The 13,938-nt window shown below is 71.6% G+C and carries 13 protein-coding genes and 1 pseudogene; 8 read left to right on the top strand and 6 right to left on the bottom strand.

What is annotated here, in order from left to right; translation table 11 throughout:
* The first annotated feature begins 115 nt into the window (after positions 1–115).
* Positions 116–2,776, top strand: a complete 2,661-nt coding sequence (locus tag ACMCNK_RS18245) for an adenylate/guanylate cyclase domain-containing protein (RefSeq protein ID WP_412737607.1) — start codon at positions 116–118, stop codon at positions 2,774–2,776.
* Positions 2,777–2,811: 35 nt separating this feature from the next.
* Here the strand turns inward: ACMCNK_RS18245 and ACMCNK_RS18240 are convergent, their stop codons facing one another.
* Positions 2,812–3,327, bottom strand: a complete 516-nt coding sequence (locus ACMCNK_RS18240; protein ID WP_412737606.1) for a phospholipase — start codon at positions 3,325–3,327, stop codon at positions 2,812–2,814.
* A gap of 229 nt (positions 3,328–3,556) precedes the next feature.
* On the opposite strand from ACMCNK_RS18240, the gene ACMCNK_RS18235 reads away from it, so the two are divergent.
* Entirely contained in the window at positions 3,557–4,573 is a 1,017-nt protein-coding gene (locus ACMCNK_RS18235; RefSeq protein WP_412737605.1) for a potassium channel family protein, read from the top strand.
* A 46-nt stretch (positions 4,574–4,619) separates the two neighbouring features.
* On the opposite strand, the gene ACMCNK_RS18230 is transcribed toward ACMCNK_RS18235, so the two are convergent.
* Both ACMCNK_RS18230 and ACMCNK_RS18225 read right to left on the bottom strand, forming a co-directional pair.
* The gene (locus tag ACMCNK_RS18230) at positions 4,620–5,672 is read right to left on the bottom strand and encodes a 2-oxoacid:ferredoxin oxidoreductase subunit beta (protein ID WP_412737604.1); all 1,053 of its coding nucleotides are present in this window, start codon (positions 5,670–5,672) and stop codon (positions 4,620–4,622) included.
* Positions 5,665–7,518 carry a 2-oxoacid:acceptor oxidoreductase subunit alpha gene (locus tag ACMCNK_RS18225; protein WP_412740901.1) on the bottom strand — a complete coding sequence of 618 codons (1,854 nt, stop codon included), beginning with the start codon at positions 7,516–7,518 and terminating at the stop codon, positions 5,665–5,667. Before ACMCNK_RS18225 ends, ACMCNK_RS18230 begins: the two co-directional genes overlap by 8 nt.
* Before the next feature lie 249 nt (positions 7,519–7,767).
* Here ACMCNK_RS18225 and ndhC point away from each other — a divergent pair, with 249 nt between their 5' ends.
* The 5 genes and pseudogenes from ndhC to ACMCNK_RS18200 all read left to right on the top strand — a co-directional run bounded on the left by ndhC (position 7,768) and on the right by ACMCNK_RS18200 (position 10,646).
* The gene (gene ndhC / locus ACMCNK_RS18220; RefSeq protein WP_412737603.1) at positions 7,768–8,145 is read left to right on the top strand and encodes an NADH-quinone oxidoreductase subunit A; all 378 of its coding nucleotides are present in this window, start codon (positions 7,768–7,770) and stop codon (positions 8,143–8,145) included.
* A gap of 92 nt (positions 8,146–8,237) precedes the next feature.
* Positions 8,238–8,616: pseudogene (locus ACMCNK_RS18215) on the top strand (DivIVA domain-containing protein); the annotation flags it as partial.
* A gap of 340 nt (positions 8,617–8,956) precedes the next feature.
* A complete protein-coding gene (locus ACMCNK_RS18210) occupies positions 8,957–9,400 on the top strand; it encodes an SRPBCC family protein (RefSeq protein WP_412740900.1) in 444 nt (147 codons plus the stop codon).
* A 34-nt stretch (positions 9,401–9,434) separates the two neighbouring features.
* Positions 9,435–10,034, top strand: a complete 600-nt coding sequence (locus tag ACMCNK_RS18205; RefSeq protein WP_412737602.1) for a DNA-3-methyladenine glycosylase I — start codon at positions 9,435–9,437, stop codon at positions 10,032–10,034.
* A 78-nt stretch (positions 10,035–10,112) separates the two neighbouring features.
* Positions 10,113–10,646, top strand: a complete 534-nt coding sequence (locus tag ACMCNK_RS18200; protein ID WP_412737601.1) for a hypothetical protein — start codon at positions 10,113–10,115, stop codon at positions 10,644–10,646.
* A gap of 196 nt (positions 10,647–10,842) precedes the next feature.
* On the opposite strand, the gene ACMCNK_RS18195 is transcribed toward ACMCNK_RS18200, so the two are convergent.
* The 3 genes from ACMCNK_RS18195 to ACMCNK_RS18185 all read right to left on the bottom strand — a co-directional run bounded on the left by ACMCNK_RS18195 (position 10,843) and on the right by ACMCNK_RS18185 (position 13,423).
* Complete coding sequence (locus ACMCNK_RS18195; RefSeq protein ID WP_412737600.1) at positions 10,843–11,655, bottom strand: serine protease; 813 nt, start codon at positions 11,653–11,655, stop codon at positions 10,843–10,845.
* Between the two features lie 154 nt (positions 11,656–11,809).
* The gene (locus tag ACMCNK_RS18190) at positions 11,810–12,598 is read right to left on the bottom strand and encodes an enoyl-CoA hydratase-related protein (RefSeq protein ID WP_412737599.1); all 789 of its coding nucleotides are present in this window, start codon (positions 12,596–12,598) and stop codon (positions 11,810–11,812) included.
* 30 nt (positions 12,599–12,628) lie between these two features.
* Entirely contained in the window at positions 12,629–13,423 is a 795-nt protein-coding gene (locus ACMCNK_RS18185) for a PaaX family transcriptional regulator C-terminal domain-containing protein (RefSeq protein ID WP_412737598.1), read from the bottom strand.
* Between the two features lie 294 nt (positions 13,424–13,717).
* Between ACMCNK_RS18185 and ACMCNK_RS18180 the strand changes: the two genes are divergently transcribed.
* Positions 13,718–13,885, top strand: coding sequence for a DUF3117 domain-containing protein (locus ACMCNK_RS18180; RefSeq protein WP_014447667.1), 168 nt, complete (start codon positions 13,718–13,720; stop codon positions 13,883–13,885).
* The last annotated feature ends 53 nt before the right edge of the window (positions 13,886–13,938 follow it).

Below are 13,938 nucleotides of genomic sequence, written 5' to 3'. Positions count from 1 at the left end.
CCATAAGAGGCGGACATCGCGGGGCGGATGGTTACCGATCGTTTTTACGATGTGCCGTGTCGGTGTGGCGCGCGCACCATGAAACATACTTCCCGGAGGGGCGGAGGTTCTCACCGTGTCGGGACGGACCGAGCTGCCAAGCGGGCTCGTGACCTTCATGTTCACCGACATCGAGGGTTCGACGCGGCTCGCGCGGATGCTCGCGGAAGCGTACGGGGTGGTCCTCAATGCGCATCGCTCGGTGATCCGCGCGGTGTTGCAGGATTTCGGCGGCACGGAACTTTTCACGGAGGGTGACTCGTTCTTCGTCGCGTTCAGCAGCGCGGCGGCGGCGGTGGCGGCGTGCATCGCGGTGCAACGCGCACTGGCCGCATACGGATGGCCGGGGCCCGAGTCGATGCCGCGGGTCCGCATCGGACTGCACACCGGCCCGGCCACGCCGGTCGGCGGCGAGTACACGAGCGCCGAGGTGCACCGCGCCGCCCGGGTCGCCGCCGCCGCCCACGGCGGCCAGGTGCTCTGCTCGGAGGCGACCGTGCTCGCGGCGGGTACGACGTCGTCGCCGGGCGACGGTGTTGACCTGCTCGACCTGGGCCTGTACCAGCTACGTGGCTTCGACGACCCGGAGCGGATCTTCCAGGTGGTGGCGCCGGGGCTGGAACGCAGCTTCCCCCGCCCGCGTACGCCGGGGGCGCCCCGCCACAACCTGCCCGCACCGGTGAGCTCGTTCATCGGGCGGCGCTCGGAGCTGGCCGAGCTGACCGCGCTGGTCGCCGAGCACCGGCTGGTCACGGTGGTGGGTGGCGGCGGCGCCGGGAAGACCCGTCTCGCGCTGGCGGCGGCGGAACAGCTCCTGACGGCGTACCCGGACGGGGCCTGGCTGGTCGACGTCGCCGGAAGTGTGGACGACCTGCCGCGCCGCCCGGCCGAGGTCGATCTGCCCGCGGCCATGGCCCACGCGCTCGGCGTACGGTCCGAGCCCGGCCGGCCGGTCATCGAGACGGTGATCGAGCGATGCGCGCGCCGTCGCATGCTGCTGATCGTGGACACGTGTGACGCGGCCCCTGCCGCGGCCCGCGGGGCGGTACGCCGTCTGCTGGCCGACTGCCCGGAGCTGGGGGTGCTCGCGACCGGCCGCCAGTCCGTCGGCGTCCATGGTGAACTGACCTGGCGGATCCCGCCGCTCACACCGGCGGACGCGTTCATGCTGCTCAGCGATCGGGCCAGGGCCGCCCGGGGCGGTCAGCCGGTGCCCCCGCGGGAGGACGCGGACCTGGTGCGGGTCGCCTCTCAGCTGGAAGGTCTGCCACTCGCCCTGGAGCTGGCCGCGGACCGGCTGCGGCTGCTGTCGGCGGCGCAGCTCGCGAGCCGGCTGGACGATCCGCTGACCGCCCTGGACGCGGGCCGCGAGGGCACGTCGCGCGCGGTCGAGGCGCGATCCGACGCCGCCGAGCGTCACGGCAGCCTGACCCGGACTCTGGACTGGTCGTACCGCAGGCTCGGGGAGCGGGCCGCGCGGTTGCTGCGCAGGCTTGCGGTCTTCGCCGGGCCGTTCGAGCTGGCCGCGGTCGAGTGGTGCGAGGACGATGCGCTGGGCGCGCTGGCCGAGCTCACCACCGCCTCCCTGATCGAGGTGGTGCCCGGTCCGCGGTACCGGATGCCCGAGCAGGTCCGTGGGTACGCGGCACGCCGGCTTGTGGCCGCCGGTGAGGAGCGGGCCGTGCGGGACCGGCACCTGGGCTGGGCGTTGCACGCCCTGAACGGGATGACCGTGGACGCCGACGGCGAGCCGCGCACGGTGTCGCTGACGGAGCTGGCCCCGTACGTGGGGGAGTGGCAGGCCGCATTGCGCTGGGTGGCGGACGGCGGCAGTGCCCGCGCCGGATTGCGTCTCGCCCGGGCGCTCGACCCCTGGTGGCGCGAGTACGGCGGCGCCCGCGACGGCCGGGAGCTGCTGTTCCGCCTGTACGGGCGGCTGTCCGAGGAGGACGTGACCCCGGCCGAGCTGGCCGAGGCGTACCTGATGCATGCGGGGCTGGCCGAGGATCGGGACGAACGTGACCGGTTCCTGCTGCGGGCCGAGCTGGTGGCCCGCGCGGCCGATCAGCCGGGCCTGCTCGTCGGTGTGCAGGCCGCCCGGCGGGTGACGCTGCTGCAGCACGAGCGTTTCGCCGAGGCGGAACGGCTGTGCCGGGACGTGATCGGGCAGGCCGAGCGGTGTCACGTGCCCGGGGCGGCGTTGCCGGCCGTGCTGACGCTCGCCGAACTGCTGTGGCGCAACGGGTCGCTGGACGAGGCGGCGGAGTTGCTCGGGGGTGCGCGGCAGATCGAGGCGGCCCGCCCCGGCGACCGCGGCCGCCGTACGGTCGACTGGCTGCTGGGGATGGTGGCCCTGCGCCGCGGTGACCTGGTCGCCGCGCACGACCATCTCGTGGTGGCCCTGCGGTCGCGTCTGCGGCACGGCTTCCGGGGCGCGGCGGCGGACGCGGTCGCGGCCATCGCGGTGCGCTGCGCGCTCGGCGGGGACGCGTTCACCGCGGCTGTGCTGTTCGGCGGGGCCGAGTCGGTGCGCGGGGAGCGGAGGGCCGAGGTGTTCGGCGGGTACTGGTCGGCGCAGCAGGCGTCCCTGCGGTCCGTGCTGGGTGACAGCGGGTTCGACGCCGCGTACGCCGACGGCGCGGAGCTGGCGTTCGACCGCATCGTGGCGATGGCGCTCGCGGTGGTGCACCCCGATCTGGAGCAGGGTTCGGTCCGCTTCGCCCCGACCCTGCAGTGATGCCGTGCGGGCCGGGGCGGCGGTGTCCGGGTTGCTCAGCGGGTGTGGGCCTTGAGTAGTGCCGCGTGGTCGAGGTCGGCGCGCTGCACCTTGTCGAGCGAGCCGAAGACGTGCACCGCCTCGTAGTAGGTCCAGGCGAGGCTGTAGCAGGCGGGCTGCAGCGCGGCGCTGTACGTGCCGCATTTGCGCTTCAGGTCGGCGTAGAACATCGAGTCCACCCGGTCCTTGTTGGCCGGGAACTGTCCCACCGACTTGTAGTTGCGGTAGCCGAAGTCGTGGTGCCAGCAGGAGAGCGTGAAGTCGAAGCCGAGCGGGTTGTCCGGGCTCGACGAGCAGTAGTCGGTGGACCAGTCGAAGTGGTAGTCGGCCCACGGCTCGCGGTTGAGGCGGGCGGCGTTCCAAGCGTTGGTGCTGGTGGCGGTCGTCTGGGTCCAGGAGGAGAGGACCGCGAGCTTGTCGTCCGGGGTGGCGGCGCGCGCGGTGGCGGCGGGTGCGAGCAGGGCCAGCGACGACAGGACGACGACGAGGGTACGGCGGACGGACCGGTTCATCGGGACCTCCAGCGGGGGGCGGCCCCTTGTGAGGGCCGGTGACCCTCAGTGTTCGAATGTTTGCAGAACTAATACAAACATGTCGATGGTTTCTGCTGGAGCGCGCTGAAGCTACCGCGGGGTGTTCCGGCCCGACGCGGTTTGTGATGTCCTGAAATTTCGTGGTGCGGCCATCTCGCCTGCCGGGGCGGGACGGCGGCTATCGTGATCGTGTGCAGGCGGGCGTTTCGTGATCCACATTCCCCTGGTCCGTCAGGGGCCGCTGCGCGCGCTCGGCATCCGGGCGGCCGCGGCGTTGCTGCTCGTCCTGCTGACCGTCGGAGTCGTGTACGTCGGCCGCGACGGCTACCACGACATCAACGAGGACGGGCTCTCGCTCCTCGACAGCTTCTACTACGCGGTCGTGTCGCTGTCCACGACCGGATACGGCGACATCACGCCGGTCACCGCACAGGCCCGGCTGATGAACATCGTGGTGATCACGCCCGCCCGGGTGCTGTTCCTGATCATCCTGGTCGGCACGACCCTTGAGGTCCTCACCGAGCAGTACCGGAACAACCTGCGGGTCAGCAGGTGGAGGCGCAAGTTGAAGGACCATGTCATCGTCTGCGGCTACGGCACCAAGGGGCGCTCGGCCGTCGCCGCCCTGCAGGAGACGGGCTTCGACAAGTCCCGCATCATCGTGGTCGAGAACCGCGAGGCGGCCCTACGCCACGCCGCGGCCGACGGCCTCGTCGCCATCGAGGGCAACGCCACGCGGTCCTCGGTGCTCAACGAGGCCCAGGTCAAGAACTGCAAGGCGGTCATCATCGCCACCGACACCGACGAGGCGTCGGTCCTCATCACCCTGACCGTGCGGCAGTTGACCGCCGGTCAGGTGCGGATCATCGCGTCCGTCCGCGAGCAGGAGAACGCCGCCCTGCTCAAGCAGAGCGGCGCCCACCACGTCATCGTGTCGTCGTCCACCGCGGGCCGGCTGCTCGGCCTGACCACCACCGCACCGCCGCTGATCGACGTCGTCGAGGACCTGCTCACCCCCGGTCAGGGCATGGCCTTGGCGATGCGTTCCGCGGAACGCAAGGAGGTCGGCTGCAAGCCCCGCGAGCTGGACGCGATCGTGCTGGCACTGATCCGGCGGGGCAAGGTGGTGCCGCTGGGTGGGGAGGACGCCGTCGCGATCGAGACCGGCGACATGCTGGTCTACATCCGCAACGAGGACGCCCCGGCCAACGGCGTCGCGGTCTGACCGGGCGCCCCGGCCCCCGGCAGGCACCGGGAACCGGGGAGCACGTTCAGATGATCGTCCAGGTGTCGCCGCCGTGCAGCAGATCCGACAGCATCTGCTCCGGAGTCCCGCTCGCAGTCTCCTTGGCGTCATCGAGCTGCCGCTGCAACAACTCGTCGTAGGACGGGCGCTGCACGGACCGGAACACCCCGATCGGCGTGGTGTTCAGGTCGGAGCCGGACAGCCGGGACAGCGCGAACGCGTACGCGGGCTCGGCCACGGTCGCGTCGTGCACCACGGGCTGCTCGTCGCCCAGCCCCGCGGTCTCGCGGACCTGCAGGCCGAAGCCGCCTGCCGGATGCACCACGGAGAACTGCCCCTGCGAGCCGAACGTGATCGGCTCGCCCTGCTCCAGGCGGATCAGGTGGTCGTCCCGGGTCTCCGGGTCCTTGATCAGCTCGAACGCGCCGTCGTTGAAGATGTTGCAGTTCTGGTAGATCTCCACGAACGCCGAGCCCTGGTGCTCCGCCGCCGCCCGCAGCACCGACTGCAGATGCTTGCGGTCCGAGTCGATCGTACGGGCCACGAACGTCGCCTCGGCGCCCAGCGCCAGCGAGATCGGGTTGAACGGCGAGTCCGCCGACCCGGCCGGCGTCGACTTCGTGATCTTGCCGAGCTCGGAGGTCGGCGAGTACTGCCCCTTGGTCAGGCCGTAGATCCGGTTGTTGAACAGCAGGATCTTCAGGTTGACGTTGCGGCGCAGCGCGTGGATCAGGTGGTTGCCGCCGATCGACAGCGCGTCGCCGTCGCCGGTCACCACCCACACCGACAGGTCCGGGCGGGAGGTGGACAGGCCGGTCGCGATCGCTGGGGCGCGCCCGTGGATCGAGTGCATCCCGTACGTGTTCATGTAGTACGGGAAGCGCGACGAGCAGCCGATGCCCGAGACGAACACGATGTTCTCCCGGGGGATGCCCAGCTCCGGCATGAAGCCCTGCACCGCGGCGAGGATCGCGTAGTCACCACACCCCGGGCACCAGCGGACCTCCTGGTCCGACTTGAAGTCCTTCGCGGTGAGCTGCAGCGGGGTACGCCCCGCGGGAATCACTGGGCTAGCCATTCTTGACCACGTCCTCGAGCATGTGCTCCAGCGTCGCGGCCGTGAACGGCAGACCGCTGACCTGGTTGAAGGGAACCGCATCGACCAGGTACCTGGCCCGGATGACGTGGGCGAGCTGACCCAGGTTCATCTCCGGGATCACCACCTTGTCGTACGCGTTCAGCACCGCGCCCAGGTTGGCCGGCAGCGGGCTGAGGTGCCGCAGGTGCGCCTGAGCGATGGGCAGGCCCCGCTGGCGCAGGGCCCGGCAGGCGGCGCCGATCGGCCCGTACGTCGAGCCCCAGCCCAGCACCAGCACCCGCGCGTTGTCGTCCGGGTCCTCGACCGCCACGTTCGGCACCGGGATCGACTCGATCCGGGCGGCCCGGGTGCGGACCATGAAGTCGTGGTTCGCCGGGTCGTACGAGATGTCGCCGGTGCGGTCCGCCTTCTCCAGGCCGCCGATGCGGTGCTCCAGCCCCGAGGTGCCCGGCACCGCCCACGGGCGGGCCAGCGACTCCGGGTCGCGCAGGTACGGCAGGAACTTGCCGTCCTCGCCGTTGGGCTCGGTGGCGAACTCGACGCTCAGGTCGGGCAGCTCGGAAACCTCGGGCAGCAGCCACGGCTCGGAGCCGTTGGCCACGTAGTTGTCCGAGAGCAGGATGACCGGCGTCCGGTAGGTCAGGGCGATCCGGGCGGCCTCCAGCGCGGCGTGGAAGCAGTCGGCCGGGGATTTCGGCGCGATCACGGCCAGCGGGGCCTCGCCGTGGCGGCCGAACAGGGCCATGTTCAGGTCGGCCTGCTCGGTCTTGGTCGGCATCCCGGTGGACGGGCCCGCCCGCTGCACGTCGACGATCACCAGCGGCAGCTCCAGCGCGATGGCCAGGGAGATCGTCTCCCCCTTGAGCGCCACGCCCGGCCCGGAGGTGGTGGTGACGCCCAGGGCCCCACCGTACGAGGCGCCCAGGGCCGCGCCCACCGCGGCGATCTCGTCCTCCGCCTGCATCGTGGTGATGCCGAACCGCTTGTGCTTGCTCAGTTCGTGCAGGATGTCCGACGCCGGGGTGATCGGGTACGCGCCGAGGAACAGCGGCAGCTTCGACCGCACGCTCGCGGCCACCAGCCCGAGCGCCAGAGCCGCGTTCCCGGTGATGTTGCGGTACGAGCCCGGCACCATCTTGGCCGGCTTGACCTCGTAGCGCACCGAGAAGTCCTCGGTCGTCTCGCCGAAGTTCCAGCCCGCCCGGAACGCCGCGATGTTCGCCGCGACCAGATCCGGGCGCTTGGCGAACTTGCGCTCCAGGAACCGCAGCGTCGACTCGTACGGCCGGGAGTACATCCACGAAAGCAGGCCGAGGGCGAACATGTTCTTGGCCCGCTCGGCGTCCTTCTTCGGCACGTTGAGCTCGGCCAGCGCGCCGACCGTCATCGACGTCAGGCCCACCGGGTGCACGGCGTACCCGTCGAGCGAGCCGTCGTCGAGCGGGCTGGTCGCGTAACCGACCTTGGCGAGGTTGCGCTTGGTGAACTCGTCCGTGTTGACGATGATGTCCGCGCCCGCAGGCAGGTCGCTCAGGTTGGCCTTGAGGGCGGCCGGGTTCATCGCCACGAGCACGTTGGGCGAGTCGCCCGGGGTCAGGATGTCGTAATCCGCGAAGTGCACCTGGAAGCTCGACACGCCCGGCAGCGTGCCGGCTGGAGCGCGGATCTCCGCAGGGAAGTTCGGCAACGTCGAGATGTCGTTGCCCAGTTGGGCAGTCTCGGAGGTGAAGCGGTCCCCCGTGAGCTGCATGCCGTCGCCAGAGTCCCCCGCAAATCGGATCACCACTCGATCGAGCCGCTCGACCCGCTTGGTCGCTGTGTCGATCTCGCTGGTGACCTCGCTCTGCTCGGCCACGATAAACCTCCTGATGGAGCGAGCCGGCGGGTATGCGCGTCGATGAGCCGGCCCGCGATCTGTCAGTTACAGCCTACGTCGGTGCTCCTTACCCCTACCGGCAGGGAAGCTGTCCGGTCGCGGACCGTTGACCACAGTAGCCAGGTAAGGCACACCCGAACCAATCGGTTCCATCCCTTGGCGCGTCGCGGGCGGCGGCCCCTTCGGTACGCTGCGGCCGTGGACGGCTACCTGGGTTCTTACGCCACGCTGGGCCTGGTGATGGCGGCGGGCATGCTGGTCTTCGTGGGCGCGTTCGGGGCGAACCGGCTGCTGCGCCCGGCCCGGCCCGCCGAGCCGGCGGGCAAGCGCATCGCGTACGAGAGCGGCATCGACCCGGTCGGCGGCGACTGGGCCCAGGCCCAGATCCGCTACTACGTGTACGCGTACCTGTATGTCCTTTTCGCGGTGGAGGCGGTCTTCCTGTTCCCGTGGGCGGTGATCTTCGACCGCCCGGGTTTCGGGCTCGTCAGCGTGGTGGAGATGGGCATCTTCGTGGCCGTCCTGGCGCTGGGCATCCTGTACGCGTGGCGCAAGAAGATCCTCACCTGGACCTGACGCTCGCCGATCCGGTGATCGTCCGGCCCGCGCGGCGGACCGGCGGGGTGGCGGGCTCGCCACGCTGAACGGCACGTGCCAACATCGTGCGCATGGGTCAGCTTCTGCTTTTCATCGTCGTGGCTCTGGTCGTCGCGGCGATCGTCTTCGGCGTGACCGTCATGGTGAGCGGCGGTGACCCCGGGCTGACCCGCGTCGAGCCGGACGGCCGGGCCCTCCCGCTGCCCAGCGACCGCCCGCTCGGTGAGGACGACATCGTCAGCACGACGTTCGACACCGCGGTCCGCGGATACCGGATGTCCCAGGTCGACCAGGCCCTGCAGCGCGCCGCGTACGACATCGGGTACAAGGGTGAGCTGATCGGGGTGCTGGAGGCGGAGGTGCAGGCGCTGCGGGAGGGGCGGATCGCCGACGCCGACGTGCTGCGCCGGGCGCGCGAGGCCGCGGTCGCGCCACCGGCCGCGGGTGAGCCGCCGGTCCACGAGGAGGACGTGCTCCGCGGCCCGGCCGCCGAGGCCGCCGGTGTCGACGCGCCCCCGGCGGTGGTCCTGCCCGGTCCCGACGTGCTCCCGGGCGGGGCAGTACTCGACGACGCCGTGCCGGACGCCCACGATCGCGCAGCGGACCACGACGAGCATCTGACGCCCGTGGAGGACCCCCAGGCCGTGGTGGCCGGGCTGCCACCGGACGCGACGCTGCCGCATCCGGCGCCGCCGCATGGCGCCGGCAGCGAGGCATCGGCGGAGCGCCGGTGAGCGCTCCGGACCCGGTCGAGGGGTTCGACGACGCGGCCCGTCCCGGCGCCGGGGAGATGACCGCGACGGTGATCGTCGACGCGCCGGCCGCTCAGGTGTTCGCCGCGTTCCTGGACTGGGAGAGCCAGTCCCGGTGGATCCCGTTCACCACGGTCCGGGTGGTCGAGGGCGACGGGGGCCAGGGCAGCCTGATCGAGGCGGTCACCGCGGTCGGCCCGGCTGTTCTCCGCGACGAGCTGCGGGTTGTGCGGGTGGATCCGCCGTACGAGGTGCGGGTCGTGCACTGCGGCAAGGTGCTGCGCGGGCCCGGCTCCATGCGCTGCACGGCGATGGCGGGCGACCGTACGCAGGTCGTGGTGCACGAGTGGTTCCACCTGCCCGGCGGTGCCGCCGGACGGCTGGCCTGGCCGGTGCTCTGGCCCGGCTCGAAGCTGGGCTTCAAGGGGGCGCTGAAGAAGTTCGCCCGCCTGGTCGAGCAGGGCGAGCTTCCCCGGGCGTGATTTTCTGTCGGTGCCGGGCCGTACCGTCGGGGCCATGACGGATGCGATGAGCCGGACCGGCCCGTTGGCGGACGGGCTCGTGCTGGGCGCCGACGGCCGCCCGCGTTGCGCCTGGGGCGCGAGCGCGGTGGAGTATGTCGCCTACCACGACGAGGAGTGGGGCCGGCCGGTGCGCGGCGACGACGCCCTCTTCGAGCGGATGAGCCTGGAGGCGTTCCAGTCCGGGCTCTCGTGGCTCACCATCCTGCGCAAGCGGGAGGCGTTCCGGCGGGCGTTCGGCGGGTTCGCCATCGACGCGGTGGCCGGCTACACGGACGCCGACGCCGCCCGGCTGCTGGCTGATCCGGGCATCGTCCGTAACCGGATGAAGATTGCGGCCACCCTGCACAACGCCCGGGTCGCGGCCGATCTTGCGGGCGGCCTGGGGGCGCTGCTGTGGTCGTTCGCGCCGAGCCCGCCCCGGGCCCGGCCGGTCACCCGCGCCGACGTGCCGGCCACGACGCCCGAGTCCACCGCGATGGCCCGGGAGCTGAAACGGCGCGGCTTCCGATTCGTCGGCCCGACCACGGCGTACGCGCTGATGCAGGCGACCGGCATGGTCGACGACCACCTGGCCGACTGCCACGTCTCCTGATCGCCGGCGTCTCCCTCATCGCCGCGGCGTCGACGGCCCGTGCCCGGTGCAGCGTCCGGGCGTGATGTGATGGTGCGCATGGCGCACTGGGCGGTGATCATTCCGGCGGACACGTGGGCGACCGAGCGGCTGTTCCACCACGACACATTGACCGTGGCCGGATCGTCTCCGGCGCGGCCCGGTGCGGGCGACGACGTGCTGCTGCTGGCCGGCGGCGACGAGCCGGTTCTGGTGGGGCTGGGGGCGGTCGCGCAGGAGTCCGCCGACGAGGTGGTCATCGCGTACCGGCGGCGCTTCTTCGACGAGCCCGTGCCGGCTGGGGGGCTGCGGCTGGACGGGCCGGTGACCGCGGTGGCCCCCGACCAGTTCAGCCGCCTGGCCACGCGTATGGGTGGCGACCCGGACCGGCGTACGTGGCTGGTCAGTGTGGACCTGCCGATCGAGGCGAGCACCCCGGCCGAGGCGGTCCGCCAGTTCTGGTCGTACGTGCAGGAGCTGGGCCCGGCGGAGCTGCCCGCGTTCGTGTCGCCGACGGAGGACGAGCTGGCGATGCAGGCGTTCGTCCTGGGCGAGGAGGCCAACCTCGACCCGGAGGAGGACGACGAGGACTGACAGAGTCCTCCGTGGCCTGGTGGCTCTGCCGGAGCCGGTCAGCGCCGACGGCCCCGGGACCGCGCGGTCCGGGGCCGTCGGGATGTGCCGTTATCTGGACCCGCCCGACGACCGGTGGTCCTCGCGACCGATCGTCGAACGGGAGAGGGATATTCCGGTTCGGCCGCCCGTATGCGTACCCGGCGGCGGTGCGGGGTCAGCCCCCGAGGCTGGACGCGGCCGACTGGATCGCCGCGGCGAACGTGCTGACCTGCGAGTACACGCCGGGCTTGTTGGGCCGCGCGCAGCCCTCGCCCCAGCTCACGATGCCGACCTGGATCCAGGCGTCGGCGGCGTCACGGCGGAACATCGGGCCACCGGAGTCGCCCTGGCACGTGTCGACGCCACCCTGCACGTAGCCGGCGCAGATCTCGTCGCTCGGGATGACCTGACCGTTGTACATCGCGCTGGAGTTGCACGTGGCGTCGTCCACGAACGGCACCGTCGCCTTGAGCAGGTACCGCTGTTGCGCTCCGCCCTCACTCGCCGCGCCCCAGCCCGCCACGGTGAAGGTGCCCGAGTCGTACGCGGTAGTCGTGGCGATCGGCATGGTCGCCAGGCCGGTGACCGGGCTGGACAGGCGGATCAGCGCCCAGTCCTTGCCGTTGCCGTTGTATCCCGGTGCCCGGTACACGTAGTTGGACTTCCGGGTGATCTTGCTGGACGAGTTCAGGTCGACGACGCCCAGCGTGGCGGTGATGCTCGTGTTCGTGCCCGTACGGTTCACGCAGTGCGCCGCGGTCAGCACGATCGTCGGGCTGTAGAGCGCGCCGCCGCACCCCATCGACAGCCGCACCATGAACGGGAATTCACCCTGGGCAGCCTGGCTGCCGCCGATCACCGACGGGCTCACGATGCCGTCGCCCGAGGCGGGAGACGCTGCTGCGGGCGAGGGCTGCAGCACCGTCCCCATCGCCGCCACGGTGAGCGCGGCCGCCGCGCCACCCAGGATTCTGCGCCACTGTGCCATCCGGTCCTCCCCACCCGACGGTGCGCCGGGTCGCGCCCGCCGTCATCGATTGGAGAGAAGCGTAGGCATTCACATTGTTAAATGTCGCTATCCCAATTGGCTCATATTGCCGACCATCGATCGCGGGGCCCCGGGCCCCGCGATCGGCTGGTGCTCAGTGGCCCTGGAAGCTGGGCTTCTGCTTGGCGACGAACGCGGCCACCGCGTCCTTGTGGTCGGCGGTCGCACCGCAGATCGCCTGTGCCTGCGCCTCCGCGGCCAGCGCGTCCGACAGCGTGCCGGCGTCGGCGATGGACAGCTCGCGCTTGATCGCCCCGTACGCGACCGTCGGGCCGGCCGCCAGCCGCGCGGCCAGCTCCTGCGCCGCGGGCAGCACCGCCGCGTCGTCGTCGAGCAGGCGGGTGAGCAGGCCGAGCTCGGCGCACCGGTCCGCGCGCACCGGCTCGGCGAGCAGCAGCAGCTCCAGCGCCCGGGCGTGCCCGACGATGCGCGGCAGCGACCAGCTGATCCCGGTGTCGCCCGCGAGGCCGACGTTCGCGAACGCCATCAGGAACGTCGTCCGCGGACCCCCGATGCGGAAGTCCGCCAGCAGTGCGAGCGAGGCGCCCGCCCCGGCGGCCGTCCCGCGGACCGCGGCGACGACCGGCTTGGGCAGGCTGGCCAGCCGCTGCGCGATCGGGTTGTAGTGGGCCCGCACCGTGTCCAGGTCCGTGGCGCCCGAGGACAGCGTTCCGGCGTGCTCGCGCAGGTCCTGACCGACACAGAACGCGTTGCCCGCGCCGGCCAGGACGACGGCCCGGCAGGACTTGTCGGTCTCCAGCGCGGCGAGCGTGTCCCGCAGCGCCTCCTTGAGGTCGACGTCGAGGGCGTTCATCGCGTCGGGGCGGTTGAGGGTCAGGGTGACGACCGCATCGGTGCGGTCGACGAGCAACGAGTCCGTCATGGCTCAGAGAATCCCACAACGCCGCCCGGATCAGGACCGGCGTGTGACCGAAGCGTCCAGGCAGCGGTCCACGAACCGGTCCGCGGCCGGGCGCAACCGGCCGGCGTGCCGGTCGAAGAAGTGCGCCGCGCTGATGCCCGGCCAGTGCTCCGGCAGCAGGGACGCCGGCAGTTGCGGGTCCTGGAAGAGAAACGACCGCCAGGCGTGCACCAGCTGGAACCGCGTCGCGTACGCCTCCTCATCGGAACTGCGGGCGGTCACCCCGGCGACCAGCGGCCGGTGGGCGGCGACGAACTCCTCGTACGCGCGCCCGATCTCGGTCAGGTTCCAGGCCTGCCGCACCACCTGCGCCGCGCCCGGTGACCCGGCGGCGTGGCAGGCGCTGAACCGCTCGTACTGGACGGCGATCTCGGCGAGCACCGCGTCGATCTCGTCGGCCGGGCGCGGGGCGACCCAGGCGTGCTCGTCCACCATGCCGTAGCCGAGAAAGGACAGCCGGGCCGCGTCGCGCCGGGACACCGGCGTCCGCAGCACCACCAGGTCGAACCGGCCGTCCCAGGCGATCCGGTGGGTGCGGTAGATGCGCGCGGACGCCTCGTCGAGGCGCCGAGCCGCCTTCGGGGTGAGCAGGTAGCCGGGGCCGGACACCAGCCGCATGGGGTGCAGCCAGCCTTGACGTACCATCCGGGACACTGCCGTGCGCACCGCGGGCGGGGCGATGCCGAGCGGTGCGAGCAGCCTGACCAGGGCGGCCACCGGGGCACGCCCGCCACGCGGACGAAGGTAGTCGCCGTAGAGGTCGAAGAGGGCCGACCGCGCCTGCATGACCGCACATTGTGACAGCACGGAAGGCGATATGCTAGATGCTGTCACATCGGGCCGGGCTGGGTTTGGGATCGCCGGGGTTCATCAGGGAAAATGTTTGATCGGCACGGTGGGCCAGGCTGCGTGTAGGTATCGGCGTGGCCCGCAGGCTGCGGTCTCGGGTCGGTCCGGCGGGGGCGACTCCGCCGCCGGTCGGAAACGAGGTATGGCGCCGCGTGGGGCTGAGCACGCGGCGTTGACGAAGTGGCTGTGGGGAGACCCACCGACCCTGATGTAGGTCTGAGGGGAGACAAGATGGCGGCGATGAAGCCGCGGACGGGCGATGGTCCGCTGGAGGTCACCAAGGAGGGTCGTGGCATCGTCATGCGCGTCCCGCTGGAGGGTGGTGGCCGTCTCGTCGTTGAGATGACTCCGGACGAGGCCAACGCGCTGGGTGACGCGTTGAAGTCGATCGCCGGCTGACGTTTCACGCAGGGCCCGCCGGTACGGTACCCGCCGTACCGGCGGGCTTTCCA

This window comes from Krasilnikovia sp. MM14-A1259 (assembly GCF_047159535.1).
Classification (GTDB): Bacteria; Actinomycetota; Actinomycetes; order Mycobacteriales; family Micromonosporaceae; genus Actinoplanes.
Note: the sequence above shows the minus strand (reverse complement) of the source record. Positions and strands in the feature narration are given on the sequence as shown.

Excerpts from the sequence above, each read along its gene's own strand:
- ACMCNK_RS18240 (WP_412737606.1), bottom strand. The coding sequence starts at position 3,327 with ATGAACCGGTCCGTCCGCCGTACCCTCGTCGTCGTCCTGTCGTCGCTG.
- ACMCNK_RS18230 (WP_412737604.1), bottom strand. The coding sequence starts at position 5,672 with ATGGCTAGCCCAGTGATTCCCGCGGGGCGTACCCCGCTGCAGCTCACC.
- ACMCNK_RS18210 (WP_412740900.1), top strand. The coding sequence starts at position 8,957 with ATGACCGCGACGGTGATCGTCGACGCGCCGGCCGCTCAGGTGTTCGCC.
- ACMCNK_RS18205 (WP_412737602.1), top strand. The coding sequence starts at position 9,435 with ATGACGGATGCGATGAGCCGGACCGGCCCGTTGGCGGACGGGCTCGTG.
- ACMCNK_RS18200 (WP_412737601.1), top strand. The coding sequence starts at position 10,113 with ATGGCGCACTGGGCGGTGATCATTCCGGCGGACACGTGGGCGACCGAG.
- ACMCNK_RS18195 (WP_412737600.1), bottom strand. The coding sequence starts at position 11,655 with ATGGCACAGTGGCGCAGAATCCTGGGTGGCGCGGCGGCCGCGCTCACC.
- ACMCNK_RS18190 (WP_412737599.1), bottom strand. The coding sequence starts at position 12,598 with ATGACGGACTCGTTGCTCGTCGACCGCACCGATGCGGTCGTCACCCTG.
- ACMCNK_RS18185 (WP_412737598.1), bottom strand. The coding sequence starts at position 13,423 with ATGCAGGCGCGGTCGGCCCTCTTCGACCTCTACGGCGACTACCTTCGT.
- ACMCNK_RS18180 (WP_014447667.1), top strand. The coding sequence starts at position 13,718 with ATGGCGGCGATGAAGCCGCGGACGGGCGATGGTCCGCTGGAGGTCACC.